This is a genomic window from Mumia flava, from assembly GCF_002797495.1.
Taxonomy (GTDB): Bacteria; Actinomycetota; Actinomycetes; order Propionibacteriales; family Nocardioidaceae; genus Mumia; species Mumia flava.
In genome coordinates, this window is the sequence record NZ_PGEZ01000001.1 from 2,967,281 (window position 1) to 2,984,503 (window position 17,223).

Sequence of the window (17,223 nt, forward strand, 5' to 3'; positions counted from 1 at the left end):
CTGGGGTGCGGCTGGCTAGACTCCGACTCCTATGATCGAAGGCGTCGACGAGGGGCTGGTGCCCTCCCGGAGCTGGATCGCCGACCCGCCGACCGTGACCGCGGTGATCGTCTGCCGCAACGGTTCGCGCTGGCTGCCGACCGTGCTCGACTCGCTCGCACGGCTGAGCCATCTGCCCAGCGCGGTGGTCGCCGTCGATGTCGCGTCGACCGACAACACCCGCGAGATCCTCGCGCGCTACCTCCACCCCGCCTCGATCCGGACCGCCCCGGCCGATGTGGGCTTCGGCGACGCCGTCCGGATCGCGCTCGACGGCGCCCCGGCGAGCGAGTGGGTCTGGCTGCTCCACGACGACGCCGCGCCCGGGGAGGACGCGCTCGCGCACCTCCTCGACCAGGTCACCCAGTCCGACGACATCGGCGCCGCGGGACCGAAGCTGCGTGAGTGGCCGTCGCTGAAGCGCCTCCTCGAGGTCGGCGTCACGATCACCGGCACCGGGTCGCGGGAGACCGGGCTGGAGCGCGGCGAGCCCGACCAGGGTCAGCACGACCGCCCCCACGACGTGCTCGCCGTCAACACCGCCGGGATGCTCGTCCGCCGACGGGTGCTCGACGACCTCGACGGGTTCGACCCGAACCTCCCGCTGTTCTTCGACGACGTCGACTTCGGCTGGCGGGCGGCACGCCGGGGGTACCGCGTCCGCGCCGTCCCGGCGTCGGTGTTCTTCCACGTCGAGGCCGCGAGCACGGGGCTGCGGCCCGGCAGCCGCGCGCCGCGGCCGCGCCGCGAGCAGCGTCGCGCGGCGACGTACACCCTGCTCGCGAACGCCGGCCGCGCCGGCTTCGCCTGGCAGTCGGTCCGGCTGCTGCTGGGGACGGTGCTCCGCTCGCTCGCACTCCTGGTCGCCAAGGCGCCGCGCGAGGCCGCCGACGAGATGCTCGGCGTGCTGGGGGTCTACCGCAGACCCTTCGCGATGATCGCCGCGCGTCGTCGCCGCGCGGCGGCGTCCCGGGTCGACCAGAGCGACGTCCGGGCGCGGCTCCTTCCCTCGCCCCTGCTTCCGTACCGGCACGGCCTGGACACGGTGGGCGACCTGGTCTCGACCCTCGTCGGGCCCACGCCGGAGTCCACCGGGCGGAGGGCGGCGGTCGAGGCCCGCCCGATCGGCGAGGTCGACGACGAGCTGCCGGTCAGCGGCTCCCTGCTGTCGCGCCACCCGTGGCTCGGCGCGACCGTCGTCCTGGCTCTGGCCGCCCTGGTCTCGGCGCGGTCCCTGATCGGGTCCGGCTTCCTGTCCGGCGGCGCCCTGCTGCCCGCGCCGGACACGGCGAGCGCGTGGTGGACCTTCTTCTTCGCCTCCTCCCACGACGTCTCCATCGGCAGCGACGTCGCCGCGCCCGGCTACGTCGTGCCGCTCGCCGCCGTGGGCACGGTGCTCGGCGGCAACGCCGACCTCGCGGTCTCGCTCGTGCTGCTCGCGGGCGTGCTGATCGCCGCACTCACCGCCCACCGGCTGTCGCGCCGCCTGTTCGCCTCGCCGTGGGTCCAGCTCTGGTGGGGTGCGACGTACGGCCTGCTGGTCGCCGCCTCCGGAGCCCTGGCGCAGGGCCGCATCGGCACCGTGGTCGCCCTCGCGGCCGCGCCGGCGATGGTGAACTCCGCGGCCGCGCTGATGACCCGTCCACGCGTCGCCGACGGGGTCAGGCTCGGCCTGTGGCTCACGCTGGCGACCGCCTTCGCACCGGTCACCTACCTCCTGGCGGGCATCCCGCTGCTGGTCGCAGCGGCCGTCCGGCTCCGCCGGCAGGGCTGGCCGAGCGTGCTCACGGCGCTGGTCCTGCCCTGGCTCGTGCTCGGCTCCTGGATGTGGTCGCGCGCCGTCGACCCCGGCGCCTGGTGGTGGGAGGCCGGGAGGGCCGACGCCGGCGTCGGCAGCCTCGACGTGGCCGCATGGCAGCTCGGCCTGGGGCACGCCGCAGGCCCGGGCACGGCGCCCGCTCTGCTCGGGATCGGCGTCGCGCTGGCCGGCACCGCCGCCCTGATGCGTCCGGCGACGCGACCGCGCGTGCTGGTCGCCTGGGCCGTGGGGCTGTGGGCGCTGGCGTGGGCCGTCGTCGCCGCCGGCACGACCTTCACCGACGGCATCTCGACCGGCCCGGTGTGGGTCGGGGTGCCGGCGACCCTGTGGCTCGCGGCACTCGCTGCCGCCGCAGGCCTGGCGGCCGACGGGCTCGCCGAGCGGATGCGGGCCGGCGGCGACCTCGCCGTCGCCCTTCGCCCCGTGGTCGCGCTGCTGGTCGCGCTGGCGGTCGCCACCCCGGTCGTCGCCCTCGGCTGGTGGGTCGTGCGCGGCTCCGACGACCCGCTCGACCGCGGCTCGGCCGAGCAGGTCCCGGCCTACCTCGCAGCCCGCGCGGAGCAGGGCTCGTCGACGCTCGTGATCGAGGGCACCGCCGAGGGCGGTGTCTCCGCGCAGGTCGTCAGCGGCGACGGCATGCGCCTCGGTGACGAAGCGGTGCTCGCCGGCCCCGAGGCGTACGCCCCGCTCGACGACGACGTCCGGGCTCTCCTGTCCACCCCGACGACGCGGGTGCTGAGCGGACTCGCCGACTACGGCATCGGTGCGGTGTACCTGCCGTCCCCCGCCGACGACACGCTGGTCGACACCCTCGACGCCGCGCCGGGCCTCGAGGCGTCCGGCGGGCCGGAGGGGGCTCGCGTGTGGGTGTTCGACGCCGAGCCCGACGACCCGTACGACCCCCCGACCTCGCAGCGCCGAGGCTGGGTGGCGTCGGTGCAGGTCGCGATCCTGCTCATCGCGCTCGTCGTCGCCGCACCGGGCCGCAACCGCACGAGAGGAGGGCCGCGATGAGCAGGACCGGACCGGACGCGCCACGCCCCTCGCGCTCCAGCCGTGGCGGTGGTCGCCGGATCAAGGAGCAGGTCGTGGCCACCACCTCGGCCGCCTCGGCGCTCGCCGCCCGCTCGGGTCGGCTCGCGATCGCCGCGATCGCGGTGGCCGTCGGGCTCGTGGGGGTGGCCGCACTGCACGACCCGGCGCAGCCGGACGACGTCGAGGCGCCGACCCCCCAGACCGTGACCCGCCTCGCGTACGCCTGCCCGGCCTTCGCCGAGCGCGGTGGCGCCGACCCGTCGGCCGTGATGGTGGGCCGTCTCCCCGGTTCCGGGGCCGACGGCGAGCGCAGCGCCGTGCGGCTGCCCGGCGACGGGCGGGCGCCGGCCCTGACCGGGGCCGTCGCAGGTGGCTGGTCGATCGCCGCTCCGAAGGCGGACACCGAGGCCGTGCGGATCGTCGCCGACGGTGCCGTGGCGCCGGGCACGGCGGCGTACGCTGCCGTCGAGGCCTCGGACGACCTCGGAGGCGGCCTGGCCGTGACCGGCTGCGGTCGGGCCGGGACCGAGCACTGGTTCGCTGCCGCGGGGACCACCGCCGAGCACCGCACCGCGCTGCAGCTGACGACCACCACCGCGCAGCAGGCGGTCGTGGACGTCACGGTCTACGGCCCCTCGGGCCCGATCGAGGCCCCGGGCGGCGCGGGGATCGTGGTCGAGCCGGACGCACCGCGCACGGTGCGTCTCGACCGCCTCGCAGCCGGCGTGGACGAGCTCGCCGTGCGCGTCGACGTACGGCGCGGAGCGGTCTCCGTGGCCGCGGCGGACGTGCGGGCCGACGGCCTGCTGCCCGCCGGGAGCGAGTGGCTCCCCGAGGCCGCGGCGCCGGCGCGCGACCAGGTGCTGACCGGCGCGGTGAAGGCCGACGGCGAGCGGACGCTGGTGATCGCGAACCCGACCGACCGGCGAGCGGTCGTCGAGCCGAGCGTGCAGACCGCCGACGCGACCTTCACCCCGACCGGTCTGGAGTCGATCGAGGTCGGGCCGGAGTCCATCGCCACCGTGAAGCTTCCGGGCGACGTGGGCGAGGACGCCTTCACCCTGCGGCTGTCCTCCGACGTCGCCGTCACCGCTGCGCTGCGGACCGTCGTCGACGACGACGCGACCTACACGGCGGCGGGGGAGCCGTGGAAGGGGCAGGCGATCGTGCCGATGGACCTCGGTGACGCGCCGGCGCCGACGCGGCTGCTGCTCGGGACCGACGCCGAGGATCCGACGACCGTGCGGCTCGAGGCCTACGACGACACGGGCGAGCAGGTCGGGAGCACCCAGGTCGAGCTGCAGCCGGGTCGCACCGGCGATGTCGCCCTGAACGAGAAGACCCTCGGGACCGACCCGTCCGACGCGTCCTACCTCACCCTCACCGCGAAGGACCCCGTCCGCGGCACCGTCGCCTTCACCGACGGCGGGCTGGCGTCGTACCCGATGGTCGCGGCCCCGGTCGCCGAGCCGGCACCGGCGGTCCGACCCGCCCCCTGACCCCCTCCCGACCGCGACGGGGTCGGTTCGGGGAGGAACGGGCCGTGACGTTCGTGGCCGGATCGGCCGAGTCGCGCACGCGCGCGTCAGGAACGCGGGTCGATCTCGTCCGCGTCGGTCTGCCACAGGGTCGCGAGCTGGTCGACCAGCACCGTCAGGACAAGCTCGTCGAGCTCGGCACGGTCGGGTGCCCGGTGCTGGAGCGGCCAGCGGAACAGCACGACCCGGGGTCGTCGCGGGTGCGGATCGACGATGCCGAGGGGGACCTCGTCCGGCCAGCGTCGGGGCAGCACGGGGACGTCCTCGACGGCGACGTCGAGTGCGTCCAGTGCGTCGGCGTAGCGGGGCCGTAGCCGGGCGACGGCCCCGATCACGGCGGTGTCGAACCGGGCCCGCCGGTCCCAGGCTCCGGGGACGCCGTCGGGGCTCAGCGGGCCGGGCAGCGCGACGGGCCCGCGGAACCCGCGGCCGCGCCGGTCGCGTCGCGGCCCTCGCCGCGGCTCGTCCAGCGGGTCGGTCGTCGTGCGACGTCGGTTCGACACCCCCTCGTCCTACGCGATCGGCCCGTGCCGCGCAAGCGTCGGGAGCGGTGCGCCGCCGCGCCGCAGCGGGCGTGCGCACGCTAGTCTCGCGGGTGTGAGCCCCCAGCGTCGTTGCACCCGGCCGGCCTGCCTGCGTCCGGCCGTCGCGACCCTGACGTACGTCTACGCCGACCGCACCGCGGTGCTGGGTCCGCTCGCCGTCCACGCCGAGCCGCACAGCTACGACCTGTGCGAGCACCACAGCGAGCGCCTGTCCGCGCCGCGCGGCTGGGAGGTGCTGCGCCTCGCACTCGACCCCGTCGCCGCGTCGACGCCGTCCCACGACGACCTCGAGGCGCTGGCCGACGTGGTTCGCGAGGCCGCGCGCACCGCACCCCCAACGATCTCGGGTGCGGACGGTCCTCGCCGCGGGCACCTGCGGATCCTCGACCCCCAGGAGTGAACGTGAGCGACTCGATCGGCGACCGGCTGGCCGTCCTGGTCAAGGCGTACGACGTCCGCGGAGCCGCACCCGAGGTGCTCTCCGGCGAGGTCGCCTACGCCCTGGGCGCCGCGTTCGCCGTCGAGAGCGGTGCTGCCTCCACGCCCGGCGGCGGTGTCGTGGTCGGGCGGGACATGCGTGTCTCGTCGCCCGCTCTGGCCGGGTCGATCTCCGACGGCATCCGGAGCACCGGGGCCGACGTCGTCGACATCGGCCTGGCCTCCACCGACATGCTCTACCTCGCCTCCGGGCTGTGGGACCTGCCGGGCGTCATGGTGACCGCGAGCCACAACCCGCCCGGGGACAACGGCCTGAAGCTGTGCCGCGCCGGTGCACGACCGGTCGGGCGCGACACGGGCCTCGCCGCGGTCGCCCGCCTCGCCTCCGGCGACCTCGAGCCGGCCCCCGAGCCCGGCCACCTGGCCGAGCGGGACGCGCTCGCACCGTACGTCGCGCGGCTGCTCGAGCTCGTGCCGATGCCGCAGGGGGCTCGCCGGCTCAAGGTCGTCGTCGACACCGCGAACGGGATGGGCGGGCTGGTCGTCCCGCCGGTGCTGTCGCGGCTCGACGTCGACATGGTCGGCCTCTACCTGGACCTCGACGGCACCTTCCCCAACCACCCCGCGAACCCGCTCGACGAAGCGAACCTCGTCGACCTCCGGCGGGCCGTCGTCGAGCAGGGGGCGGACCTCGGCCTCGCGTTCGACGGTGACGCCGACCGCTGCTTCGTGATCGACGAGCGCGGCGAGCCGGTCTCGCCCTCGGCGATCACCGCGCTGATCGCGAGCCGCGCCCTGGTCGGGACGCCGGGGGCCACGATCCTGCACAACGTGATCACGTCCCGGACGGTCCGCGAGGTGATCCTCGAGCAGGGCGGGACCCCGGTACGGACCCCCGTGGGCCACTCGCTGATCAAGGCGGAGATGGCCCGCACCGGCGCCGTGTTCGGGGGCGAGCACTCCGGCCACTACTACTTCCGCGACTTCTACCTCGCCGACTCCGGCATGCTCGCCGCGCTGCACGTGCTGGCGGCGCTGTCCGGCTCCGGCGGGACCCTCTCCGACCTGGCGGCGCAGTTCGACCGGTACCACGCCTCGGGGGAGATCAACCGCTCCGTCGCCGATGCCGCGGAGGTGACCGCCCGGGTGGCCGCGGCCTACGCTGAGCACGACACCGACCGGCTCGACGGGCTGACGGTGAACGCCGACGACTGGTGGTTCAACCTGCGCAGCTCGCAGACCGAGCCGCTGCTGCGGCTCAACGTCGAGGCCGTCGACGCCGAGCGGATGCGGCAGGTGCGCGACGACGTGCTCGCGCTCATCGAGGACAAGGAGAACGCGTGAAGATCGATCCGACGCTGCTCGAGATCCTGGTCTGCCCGCAGTGCCGTGCGACGCCCGCCGTGGACGTCGACCGTGAGGAGCTGGTGTGCCACCTGTGCCGGCTCGCGTACCCGGTCCGTGACGACATCCCGGTGATGCTCGTCGACGAGGCCCGGCCGATCGGCGACTGAGAGTCCGGAGCCGACGTGTTCGACGACGCGCTGCTCGACGAGGAGGCGGCGCTCGCACGCGCCGACGCGACGCTCCGTGAGCTCGCGGAGGCCGGCGCCCGCGTCCGCGTCGACGCTCGCAGCGCGACCGAGCACCAGGGGGCGGCGCCGCAGGACCTGTCCCCGCGGGCGGTGGTCGCGGTCGGCGCCGAGGCACGGTTGCTGCGGGCGGTGCTGGAGCCCGTGAGCCCGGTCCCGTTCGTCGCGTGGGACCGCCCGTCCCTGCCGGCCTGGGCGAGCAGCCTGGACCTGGTGGTCGTGACGTCCTCGGGCGACGCGGCCTCGCGCGCGGCGGTCGCCGAGGCGCAGCGCCGTGGCTGCATGCTGCTGGTCGCGGCGGCTCCGCACTCGGCGCTGGCCGAGGACGCGGCCGGGCGCTGGACGACCTTGCTCCCGGTCGTCACCGCCGACCCGTTGGCCGCGTGCGTGGCGGTGCTGCAGGCCCTGCACGCGGCCGGGCTCGCTCCGAGCACCGACGCCGAGGGCGTCGCCGGGTGCCTCGACGCCGTGGCGATCGCGTGCTCGCCGTTCCGCGATCTCGGGAGCAACCGGGCGAAGCAGGTCGCCGACGCCGTCGGCGACGCGCAGCCGTTGCTGTGGGGCGGCTCCGTGCTGGCGGCCCGCGCCGCGCGCAGATGGGCCGAAGGTCTGCGCAGGGTGGCGGGGCTGCCCACGTTCGCAGGCCCGGCGACCGACCTCGTCCCGCTGCTGGAGTCCGCAGGTCCGCGCGACGTCTTCGCCGATCCGGTCGACGGCGAGGCCTCGGCCCGACCCCGGCTGGTGGTGCTCGACGACGGCAGCGACGACCCGCGCGTCCGCGCCGAGCGCGGCGGTCTGGCCGGCGCCGCCGAGCGGCACGACGTCGGGGTGGACACCGTGGCCGCCCACGACGGCGACGCGCTCGGGCGGTACGCGGCGCTGGTCGCGACCGGTGGCTTCGTCGCGGCGTACGTCGCGGTCGGCCTCGGGCTCTGAGCCCGGGAGGAGCCGCTGCCGGCCTCCGGATGTGCGTGCGCGCACTCCGTCGCGTGCCCGGCTGGCTACCATGTGCGCATGGACTTTTCGGTAGCCGACCTCAGCCTGGCCGGAGCGGGCCGGGAGCAGATCTCCCTCGCCGAGCACGAGATGCCGGGCCTGATGGCGATGCGTGAGCGCTACGGCGCCACCAAGCCGCTCGCCGGCGCACGGATCGCCGGATCGCTGCACATGACCGTTCAGACCGCGGTCCTGATCGAGACGCTGGTCGATCTGGGCGCCGACGTGCGCTGGGCGAGCTGCAACATCTTCTCCACCCAGGACGAGGCCGCCGCCGCGGTGGTCGTCGGTCGCGGCGGCACCGTCGACGCGCCTGCCGGCGTCCCGGTGTTCGCGTGGAAGGGCGAGACCCTCGCCGAGTACTGGGACTGCGCGGAGCAGATCCTGGTCTGGCCGGGTGGCGAGGACCCGAACATGATCCTCGACGACGGCGGCGACGCCACCCTGCTCCTCCACCTGGGCGTCGAGTACGAGAAGGCCGGCGCGGTGCCGTCGCCCGACTCGACCGACAACGCCGAGCTCAAGGAGCTGCTGCGCGTCCTGGGCCGGTCGTTCGAAGCCGACCAGCAGCGCTGGACCCGGATCGCCGGCGCGATCAAGGGCGTGACGGAGGAGACCACCACCGGTGTGCTCCGGCTCTACGAGCGGTTCCGCGAGGGGTCGCTGCAGTTCCCCGCGATCAACGTCAACGACGCGGTCACGAAGTCGAAGTTCGACAACAAGTACGGCTGCCGCCACTCCCTGATCGACGGCATCAACCGCGCGACCGACGTGCTGATCGGCGGCAAGGTCGCGGTGATCTGCGGGTACGGCGACGTGGGCAAGGGCTGCGCGGACTCGCTGCGCGGCCAGGGAGCTCGGGTGATCGTCACCGAGATCGACCCGATCTGCGCGCTCCAGGCCGCGATGGACGGCTACCAGGTGGCCCGGCTGGACTCGGTGATCGAGTCGGCCGACATCATCGTCACCGCCACCGGCAACAAGGACGTGATCACCGCCGAGCAGATCGGTCGGATGAAGCACCAGGCGATCCTCGGCAACATCGGTCACTTCGACAACGAGATCGACATGGCCGGGCTGGCCGCGACCCCGGGCGTCACCCGCACGAACGTGAAGCCGCAGGTGGACCGCTGGACGCTGCCGAACGGCCACGACGTGATCGTGCTCAGCGAGGGACGTCTCCTGAACCTCGGCAACGCGACCGGCCACCCGTCCTTCGTGATGTCGAACTCGTTCACCAACCAGGTGCTGGCGCAGATCGAGCTGTTCACCCGGACGGCGGACTACCCGGTCGGCGTCTACACCCTGCCGAAGCACCTCGACGAGGAGGTCGCGCGGCTGCACCTCGACGCCCTCGGTGTCGAGCTGACCGAGCTGACCGCCGCGCAGGCCGACTACCTCGGCGTCGCGGTCGAGGGCCCGTACAAGTCGGACCACTACCGGTACTGAGCGGTGGCGCGACGATGAACGAGGACAGCGCCGGCGCTGTCGACCCGGCGGGTGCGGCCGGTCCCGGCGGGGGCAAGGTCCTCGTCGTCGACGACGACGAGGCGCTCGCGGAGATGCTCACGATCGTGCTGCGCGCGGAGGGCTTCGAGCCGCACGTCGTGATGACGGGCACGGAGGCGATGGACGCGTTCCACGCCTTCGAGCCCGACGTCGTCCTGCTCGACGTGATGCTGCCCGGGATCGACGGGATCGAGGTCGCCCGGCTCCTGAGGGCCGAGTCCGGGGTCCCGATCGTCATGCTGACCGCGAAGGGCGACACGACCGACGTGGTGCACGGGCTCGAGTCCGGGGCCGACGACTACGTCGTCAAGCCGTTCAAGCCGAAGGAGCTGATCGCGCGGATCCGTGCCCGCACCCGTGCGTACCAGCAGGCCGATCCGGAGACCCTGGCGATCGGCGACCTGACGATCGACGTGCCCGGGCACGAGGTCACGCGCGACGGCGCTCCGCTGTCGCTGACCCCGCTCGAGTTCGACCTGCTCGTGTGCCTGGCTCGCAGTCCGCGCCAGGTCTTCACCCGCGAGGTGCTGCTCGAGCGGGTGTGGGGCTACCGCCACGCCGCCGACACGCGGCTGGTCAACGTCCACGTCCAGCGACTGCGCTCCAAGGTCGAGCCCGACCCGGACAACCCGACGGTGATCGTCACCGTCCGCGGCGTGGGCTACAAGGCCGGCGGCGCCTGATCCGATGAGGGCGCGCCCCCCGACGTGGCTGCGCCGGGGGTTGCTGCGCGCCCGGCGGCTCGTCCTGCCCGCGGTGTCGCTGTGGCGTCGCTCGGTGCAGGCGCGGGTCGTGATCACCACGATGGCGACCTCGATCGTCGTGATCGGCGTCGTCGGGTGGCTGCTCCTCCAAGGCGTCGCCGACGGTCTCACGAACGCGCGGCTCTCCGTCGCGCTCTCGGAGTCCCGGTCGGGCTTCAGCGCGGCGCAGCAGTCGCTCGACGTCCGTGCGGTCTCCGAGGCCGCATCCGGCCCGGACGTCCTGCGCACGCTGGTCAACGACCTCGCCGAGCGCTCCGGCTCGCCGCCGTCGTACCTCGTGCTGCTCGAGGGGCCGATCACCGGCGGCACGGACCGCGGGCTGGAGCCGACGGTGGTGTCGTCGTCGGGCCTGGTCGCCGAGTCGATCCCGGACGACCTCGCCGCGAGCGTCGCCGCCGGTGACGGGCCCGCGTACACGTTCACGCGGCTGTCCACCGAGACCGGGGAGCCGGAGTCGTCGGCGATCGTCGTCGGCGACCTGCTGACGATGCCGGACGGGCAGCAGACGTACGCGCTGTACTACACGTTCTCGATGGCCGACCAGGAGGACACGCTCGCGCTGGTGCGCAACGCGCTCGTCTACGGCGGGATCGCCCTCGCGGTGCTCTCCTCCGGTGTCGCCTGGCTGGTGACGCGGCAGGTCGTCACGCCGGTGCGGCTCGCGCGCCGGATCGCGGAGCGCCTGGCCGACGGCCGGCTGGAGGAGCGGATGGTCGTCCGCGGCGAGGACGACATCGCTCGGCTGAGCGTGTCGTTCAACAAGATGGCGGAGAGCCTCCAGCGTCAGATCCGTCAGCTGGAGGAGCTGTCCAGGCTCCAGCACCGGTTCGTCTCCGACGTGTCCCACGAGCTCCGGACGCCGCTCACGACTGTGCGGATGGCAGCCGACATCCTGCACGACGCCCGCGGCGAGCTCGATCCGTCGCTGGCCCGGTCGACCGAGCTGCTGCAGACCGAGCTCGCGCGGTTCGAGTCGCTGCTGGCCGACCTGCTGGAGATCAGCCGGTTCGACGCCGGCGCGGCCCGTCTCGAGGTCGAGCCGATCGACCTGGTCGACCTGGCCGAGCGGGTGTGCACCCAGTACGAGGCGCTCGCCGCCCGCCACGGCGTCAGCCTGCGCGTCGTCGCCGACGGGCCGGTGCCGGTCGAGGCGGACGTCCGCCGGATCGAGCGGATCGTCCGCAACCTCGTCGCGAACGCGATCCACTACTCCGGGTCCGAGCGTGTCGACGTCCTGGTCGCGCAGGGCACCACGAGCGCGGCGGTCGCGGTGCGCGACTACGGCGCCGGTCTGGAGCCGGGGCAGTCGCAGATGGTCTTCAACCGCTTCTGGCGCGCGGACCCCTCGCGCGAGCGCAGCCGCGGCGGGACCGGGCTGGGGCTGGCGATCGCGCTCGAGGACGCCGTCCTGCACAACGGCTGGCTCCAGGCGTGGGGCGAGCCGGGCCAGGGTGCGCAGTTCCGACTCACGCTGCCGCGCCGCGCAGGTGACGACCCGCAGCGCTCGCCGCTGCCTCTCGTCCCCGACGTGGAGGGCGGCGCGCTGGAGAGGAGGGGGGCGCCGTGATCGCGCGACGCTGGGTGGTCCTGCTGGTGCTGCTCGGGTCCGTGCTGTGCGGCTGCGTGTCGATCCCCGACAGCGGCCCGGTCCGGACCGACGAGGCCGGCCGGCCCCAGCAGCCGGCGCCGGCGCGGATCCGACCGGCGGGTCCGGCCGACGGAGCGAGCCCGCGCGACATCGTCAACGGCTACCTCCAGGCGATGATGGCCTCGCCCGTCCGCTACGACATCGCGCGCCGCTTCCTGACCGCCGATGCCGGAGCCGACTGGAATCCCCGGGCCTCCGTCACCGTCTACTCGCAGTCCTCGGTCTCCGAGCCGGAGGTGTCGGGTCCCGAGCAGGACGTCGCGCTCGACCTGGTGCGCGAGGCGGTGCTGACGTCCCAGGGCCGGTACGCGGTGCCGGGGCAGCGCGACCAGCACCTGGAGCTCAGGCTGGTCTCGGAGGACGACCAGTGGAGGATCGCCAACCCGCCGTCGGGGATCTTCGTGACCTCGTCGTTCTTCGAGAGCTACTACGACCTCGTGAGCGCGTACTTCTTCAACCCGACCGGGCAGCAGCTCGTCGCGGAGCCGGTCCACCTCCCCGACGACGAGAACCGCGCCACGTACCTGATGGAGTCGCTGCTGGCCGGACCGGCCGGCCTGGTCGGGGGACAGGCGCGCACGTTCATCCCCGACACCTACACCCTCGCCCGGCCGGTCGAGATCGACGGCCAGGGGACTGCGCACGTCCAGCTCAGCGGGGCGGACTCGGGGATCGGGACCGAGGCGGCCGAGCGCATGTCCGCGCAGATCGTCTGGACGCTCCGACAGGTTCCCGGGGTGACCGGCGTCGAGATCCTGGTCGGTGACCAGCCGATCGCCCTCCCCGACATGCCGGACGTCCAGCGGGTCGACTCGTGGAACCAGTTCGACCCGGCCGCGCAGCTGCCGGCGCAGCTGTTCGCGATGCGCGAGGGTCGGCTGGTCGTCGTGGACCGGGCGACGGTCAGCCCGTTCGCGGGGCCGTGGGGCTCGGAGCCCCACCCCGTGGACGACTTCCGGGTGTCGGCGGACGCGTCGTCGATCGCCGTCGTCTCCCGCACCCGCACCCTGGTCCAGGTCTCGCCGCTCAGCGACGAGCCGGAGCTGACGACGGTCACGACCGGTACGGATCTGCTCCGCCCGTCCTGGGACGCGGCCGGGCGGCTGTGGGTGGTCGACCGCAGCCGCGGGCAGACGACGATCACGGTGGGTGTCCCCGGTGAGCGGACCCGGTCCGTGGCCACGGGCCTGCTCGCGGAGGCGCGCGTCACCGGATTCGAGCTGACCGGGGACGGCGCGCGGGTGCTGGCGACCGCCACGGCCGACGGGGGGCGCCGGATCGTGCTCGTGGCTGCGGTCCGCTACGACCCGGAGACCGGCGCGGTGCTGGGGTTGTCCGACGTCCGCGAGCTTCCGTTGCCGGCGGGCACCGGGAGCCCGATGTCGGCCGCCTGGCGGTCGCCGACGTCGATCGCGGTGCTCGCGCGGGCGCAGGACCGTGCGCCGCAGGTCTCGGTGATCTCGGTGGACGGCTCCAGCAGCCTGACCGGCGCCGTGCGCCTGGGGCTGCTCTCGCAGGGCAACGCCGTGCAGGTTCTCTGTCCGGGCCAGCTCACCGACCCGCTCTACGTGCACGGGACGGACGGGCTGCTGAGGACCCAGGACACCGACGGACGCTGGGAGCCGGTCGCCGAGGAGCCGGTGCGCGTGCCGAGCTTCGCCGGCTGAGCCGGCCGGGGACGCGGCCGCGTCCGGATCTCGTCCTCAGGGAGCGGTGGTCCGCAGAGCACCGACGGATCGGGTCCCGGGGCCGTGCACCCCGGCAGGATGGTGAGTCGTGCGTGCGACCTGGGACCGGCACCGGGAGGCGCTGGCGGATCTGGTCCTCGGCGTGAGGTGCGGCGGCTGCTCCAGCCCGGGCACCCGGCTGTGCGGGCAGTGCCGGGCGCGCCTGCGGGCGCGACCCGTCGCCCGATGGCCGGACCCACCTCCGGCTCTGCTCCGCGCGACCCTGGCGGCACCGCCGGCCGCGGCCCTCGACTACACCGGCCTCGTGCCGACGGTGCTCGCGGCCTACAAGGAGCAGGGCCGTGCCGACCTGGGGCCGATGCTCGGGGACCTGCTGGCCGTGGCCGTGCTGACGGCACTCGCGGGGGCAGTCGTGCCGGGTCCGGACGGGTCGGCCGGTCCGCCTCCGAGCGGGGACCTGTGGAGCCGCGTCGTGCTGGTGCCGGTGCCGTCGCGGCGGGCCGCGGTGCGCCGGCGCGGTCGGGACGCGGTCGGGGATCTTGCGCGGCAGGCGGCGAGACGGCTGGGCTCGGTGGGTCTGGACGTCCGCGTCGGCACTCTGCTGCGGGTGGTGCGGCCGGTCGCGGACCAGGCGGGGCTGGACGCCCGTGCCCGCGCCGAGAACGTCGCGGGCGTCTTCGGGCCGAGGGGTACGCATCGGTTCCGGACCGCTGCTCCTCGGGCGACGCTCGTCGTGGTCGACGACGTCGTCACCACCGGCGCGACGGTGGCCGAGGCGGTCCGGGCGCTCGGCGGCATGGGGGCGACGCCGGTCGCTGTCGCGTCGGTGGCGGCTGCGCGGCGACGGCGCGCGTCGGCGGCCGGCGACCCGTGACCATCTCTGGTGGAAAGCCGCGGACCCGACTACGGTCGGAGCATGTGAACCGCATCCACCGCGACCCGGGCCACCCCTGACGCGGTGGTGGGTCGCCCACTCGAGGAGGCCTCGTGGAAGTCGTGATCAAGGGCCACAACTGCGAGATCAGCCAGCGTTTCCGGGACTACGTCGACGAGAAGATGCGCCGCATCGAGAAGCACGACCAGCGCAAGAAGATCCAGCGCGTCGTCGTCGAGGCCTGCAAGGAGCGCAACCCCCGGCAGAGCGACCGGGCGGCGCGAGTGGAGATCACGGTCCGCACCCGTGGCCCGGTGATCCGGGCCGAGGCCTGCGCCGACGAGCACCTGGCGGCGCTCGACGGCGCGATCGACAAGCTCGAGGCGCGACTGCGCAAGGCCGCCGACCGACGGCGGGTGCACCACGGCAACCGCACGCCCATGTCGGTGGCGGAGTTCGCCGCGACGAACGGCGACGGTGCGGAGGCGGTCGAGGAGGAGCCGATCGACGCCGTCCACTACGCCGGCCCGGTCGAGGTCCGCGGTGAGGGTCCGCTGGTGGTGCGGGAGAAGACCCACCGGGCGGCCCCGATGACGCTCGACCAGGCGCTCTACGAGATGGAGCTGGTCGGCCACGACTTCTACCTGTTCGTCGAGAAGGACTCCGGCCACCCGAGCGTGGTGTACCGGCGGCACGGCTACGACTACGGGGTGATCCACCTCGATCCGTCGGCGGCCGCCGCGCACGACATCGGCGCGCCCGGCATCGACGCGGCGTCCGGCTGACGGTGGGCGGTGGCATGATCGGGGGCGATGGACGCTCCCGACGAGGCTGCCGAGCCGCTGCAGGTGCTGCTGGTCGATGACCAGGAGCTCTTCCGCCGCGGCCTGCGGCTGGTGCTGTCCGCCGAGCCCGGGATGGTGATCGAGGAGGCGCACGACGGTCCGTCGGGTGTGGAGGCGGCGGCGCGCAGCGCTCCGGACGTGGTGCTGCTCGACGTCCGGATGCCCGGGATGAGCGGGCCGCAGGCCGCGGCGGCGATCAAGGCGGTCGCTCCGTCGGCGCGCATCGTGATGCTGACGGCGAGCGACGAGGAGGCGGACCTGTTCGACTCGGTCCGCAACGGCGCGGCGGGCTACCTGCTCAAGGACTCCTCGGTCGACCAGGTCAGCGACGCCGTGCGCAAGGTGGCGACCGGCCAGTCGCTGATCAGCCCGCCGATGGCCACCCGCCTGCTGGAGGAGTTCCGCCAGATGGCCAGCCGCGAGGGCGAGCCCGCGCGTGCGACCCACCTGAGCGACCGTGAGCTCGAGGTGCTGCGGCTGGTGGCGATGGGGCGCAACAACCGTGAGATCGCCGGCGAGCTGTTCATCAGCGAGAACACCGTGAAGAACCACGTCCGCAACATCCTGGAGAAGCTCCAGCTCCGTTCCCGGGTCGAGGCGGCGACGTACGCCGTGCGCGAGCGGCTGCTCGACCCATGACGGCGGCCCGACCGCTGTCCGCGGCGACCGCTCGCCGGGTCGCGCTCGCCGCGCAGGGATTCGCCGACCCTCCGCACCGCAAGGTCACGGCACGCACGATCGACCGTGCGGTCGCGCGCACGGGCGTGCTCCAGATCGACTCGGTGAACGTCCTGCAGCGCGCACACTACCTACCGCTGTTCAGCCGGGTCGGACCCTACGATCCCGACCTGCTGCACACCGCCGCCGAGCGCTCGCCGCGCTGCCTCGTCGAGTACTGGGCGCACGTGGCCGCCTACATGCCGGTCGACCTCTGGCCCGTGATGCGGCACCGGATGGACGAGTACCGCCGCGACGGGCACGCGTGGTCCGGCGGGGCCGGGCGGCCGGCGGTCGCCGACGATCTCCTGGCCCGGGTGCGCGACCGGGGCCCGGTCACCTCGCGCGACCTCGAGGAGGCGACCGGTGCCCGGTCGAAGGAGCACTGGGGCTGGAACTGGTCGCTGACGAAGCGTGCGCTCGAGTATCTCTTCCTCTCCGGGGAGATCGCCGTCGTCCGGCGCAACCAGGCCTTCGAGCGGGTCTTCGACGTCGCCGAGCGGGTGGTCCCCGCCCGGTGGTGGGAGGCGCCGGCGCTGAGCGAGGCGGAGGCTGGTCGTGCGCTGGTCCGTCGGGCGGCCGCCTCGCACGGGGTGGCGACCGAGGCGCAGCTGCGTGACTACTTCCGGATGCCCGTCGGTCAGACTCGTCGGGCGGTCGCCGAGCTGGTCGAGTCCGGCGAGCTGGTCGAGGTGGCGGTGCAGGGGTGGAGCCGGCCCGGCTACCTCGCCGCCTCCGCACGAGTGCCTCGGCGCGTGCGCGCGGAGGCGCTGCTGAGCCCGTTCGACCCGCTGGTGTGGGAGCGGTCGCGGACCGAGGGCCTGTTCGGGTTCCGCTACCGGATCGAGATCTACGTCCCGGCCTCGCGCCGGGTCCACGGCTACTACGTGCTGCCGTTCCTGCTCGACGAGGCCCTGGTCGCGCGGGTGGACCTGAAGGCCGACCGGCCCGGTGGGCGGCTGCTGGTGAAGGCCGCGTGGGGCGAGTCCGGGATCGACGTCGACCGGGTCGCCGACCGGCTCGCGGACCACCTGCGTGCCCTCGGCGGATGGCTCGGACTGGACGACGTGGTCGTCGAGCCGCTGGGGGACCTGAGCAGCGCGCTGGCCGCGGCCGTCGCTCGTTCGTGACACCGACAGGGGTACGGTTGCGCCTGGCGGTCGCCTAGGATGGAGG

15 protein-coding genes are annotated in these 17,223 nt (G+C 74.3%); 14 read left to right on the forward strand and 1 reads right to left on the reverse strand.

The window, feature by feature from the left end; all coding sequences use genetic code 11:
• Nucleotides 1-31: 31 nt before the first annotated feature.
• Entirely contained in the window at nucleotides 32-2,872 is a 2,841-nt protein-coding gene (locus tag CLV56_RS13785; RefSeq protein WP_100414972.1) for a glycosyltransferase, read from the forward strand.
• Nucleotides 2,869-4,392 carry a DUF5719 family protein gene (locus tag CLV56_RS13790; protein WP_100414973.1) on the forward strand — a complete coding sequence of 508 codons (1,524 nt, stop codon included), beginning with the start codon at nucleotides 2,869-2,871 and terminating at the stop codon, nucleotides 4,390-4,392. Before CLV56_RS13785 ends, CLV56_RS13790 begins: the two co-directional genes overlap by 4 nt.
• 86 nt (nucleotides 4,393-4,478) lie before the next feature.
• Here the strand turns inward: CLV56_RS13790 and CLV56_RS13795 are convergent, their stop codons facing one another.
• Entirely contained in the window at nucleotides 4,479-4,934 is a 456-nt protein-coding gene (locus tag CLV56_RS13795; protein WP_211288069.1) for a metallopeptidase family protein, read from the reverse strand.
• Nucleotides 4,935-5,028: 94 nt separating this feature from the next.
• Between CLV56_RS13795 and CLV56_RS13800 the strand changes: the two genes are divergently transcribed.
• The 12 genes from CLV56_RS13800 (at nucleotide 5,029) to CLV56_RS13855 (ending at nucleotide 17,177) form a co-directional block, all read left to right on the forward strand.
• On the forward strand, nucleotides 5,029-5,376 hold the full coding sequence (locus CLV56_RS13800; protein ID WP_039347017.1) for a DUF3499 domain-containing protein: 348 nt from the start codon (nucleotides 5,029-5,031) through the stop codon (nucleotides 5,374-5,376).
• Between the two features lie 2 nt (nucleotides 5,377-5,378).
• Nucleotides 5,379-6,758 carry a phosphomannomutase/phosphoglucomutase gene (locus CLV56_RS13805; RefSeq protein WP_245857829.1) on the forward strand — a complete coding sequence of 460 codons (1,380 nt, stop codon included), beginning with the start codon at nucleotides 5,379-5,381 and terminating at the stop codon, nucleotides 6,756-6,758.
• Nucleotides 6,755-6,928: a Trm112 family protein gene (locus CLV56_RS13810; protein ID WP_245857831.1), complete on the forward strand. Its 174-nt coding sequence runs from the start codon at nucleotides 6,755-6,757 to the stop codon at nucleotides 6,926-6,928. Before CLV56_RS13805 ends, CLV56_RS13810 begins: the two co-directional genes overlap by 4 nt.
• 15 nt (nucleotides 6,929-6,943) lie before the next feature.
• Entirely contained in the window at nucleotides 6,944-7,942 is a 999-nt protein-coding gene (locus CLV56_RS13815) for an SIS domain-containing protein (RefSeq protein WP_039347019.1), read from the forward strand.
• A gap of 78 nt (nucleotides 7,943-8,020) precedes the next feature.
• Nucleotides 8,021-9,451, forward strand: coding sequence for an adenosylhomocysteinase (ahcY, locus tag CLV56_RS13820; RefSeq protein WP_039347021.1), 1,431 nt, complete (start codon nucleotides 8,021-8,023; stop codon nucleotides 9,449-9,451).
• Nucleotides 9,452-9,465: 14 nt separating this feature from the next.
• Nucleotides 9,466-10,194: an MtrAB system response regulator MtrA gene (gene mtrA / locus CLV56_RS13825; protein ID WP_100414974.1), complete on the forward strand. Its 729-nt coding sequence runs from the start codon at nucleotides 9,466-9,468 to the stop codon at nucleotides 10,192-10,194.
• Between the two features lie 4 nt (nucleotides 10,195-10,198).
• Nucleotides 10,199-11,842 carry an MtrAB system histidine kinase MtrB gene (mtrB, locus tag CLV56_RS13830; protein ID WP_100414975.1) on the forward strand — a complete coding sequence of 548 codons (1,644 nt, stop codon included), beginning with the start codon at nucleotides 10,199-10,201 and terminating at the stop codon, nucleotides 11,840-11,842.
• Nucleotides 11,839-13,590 carry an LpqB family beta-propeller domain-containing protein gene (locus CLV56_RS13835; RefSeq protein ID WP_039347023.1) on the forward strand — a complete coding sequence of 584 codons (1,752 nt, stop codon included), beginning with the start codon at nucleotides 11,839-11,841 and terminating at the stop codon, nucleotides 13,588-13,590. Before mtrB ends, CLV56_RS13835 begins: the two co-directional genes overlap by 4 nt.
• Nucleotides 13,591-13,699: 109 nt before the next feature.
• Nucleotides 13,700-14,485, forward strand: coding sequence for a ComF family protein (locus CLV56_RS13840; protein ID WP_039347024.1), 786 nt, complete (start codon nucleotides 13,700-13,702; stop codon nucleotides 14,483-14,485).
• A 113-nt stretch (nucleotides 14,486-14,598) separates the two neighbouring features.
• Nucleotides 14,599-15,270: a ribosome hibernation-promoting factor, HPF/YfiA family gene (hpf, locus tag CLV56_RS13845; RefSeq protein WP_039347027.1), complete on the forward strand. Its 672-nt coding sequence runs from the start codon at nucleotides 14,599-14,601 to the stop codon at nucleotides 15,268-15,270.
• 27 nt (nucleotides 15,271-15,297) lie between these two features.
• On the forward strand, nucleotides 15,298-15,969 hold the full coding sequence (locus CLV56_RS13850; RefSeq protein WP_039347030.1) for a response regulator: 672 nt from the start codon (nucleotides 15,298-15,300) through the stop codon (nucleotides 15,967-15,969).
• Nucleotides 15,966-17,177: a winged helix-turn-helix domain-containing protein gene (locus CLV56_RS13855; protein ID WP_039347033.1), complete on the forward strand. Its 1,212-nt coding sequence runs from the start codon at nucleotides 15,966-15,968 to the stop codon at nucleotides 17,175-17,177. Before CLV56_RS13850 ends, CLV56_RS13855 begins: the two co-directional genes overlap by 4 nt.
• The last annotated feature ends 46 nt before the right edge of the window (nucleotides 17,178-17,223 follow it).

Bases quoted from the DNA above. Each gene is read 5' to 3' on its own strand.
- CLV56_RS13785 (WP_100414972.1), top strand. From the start codon at position 32: ATGATCGAAGGCGTCGACGAGGGGCTGGTGCCCTCCCGGAGCTGGATC.
- CLV56_RS13790 (WP_100414973.1), top strand. From the start codon at position 2,869: ATGAGCAGGACCGGACCGGACGCGCCACGCCCCTCGCGCTCCAGCCGT.
- ahcY (WP_039347021.1), top strand. From the start codon at position 8,021: ATGGACTTTTCGGTAGCCGACCTCAGCCTGGCCGGAGCGGGCCGGGAG.
- mtrA (WP_100414974.1), top strand. From the start codon at position 9,466: ATGAACGAGGACAGCGCCGGCGCTGTCGACCCGGCGGGTGCGGCCGGT.
- mtrB (WP_100414975.1), top strand. From the start codon at position 10,199: ATGAGGGCGCGCCCCCCGACGTGGCTGCGCCGGGGGTTGCTGCGCGCC.
- CLV56_RS13850 (WP_039347030.1), top strand. From the start codon at position 15,298: ATGGACGCTCCCGACGAGGCTGCCGAGCCGCTGCAGGTGCTGCTGGTC.
- CLV56_RS13855 (WP_039347033.1), top strand. From the start codon at position 15,966: ATGACGGCGGCCCGACCGCTGTCCGCGGCGACCGCTCGCCGGGTCGCG.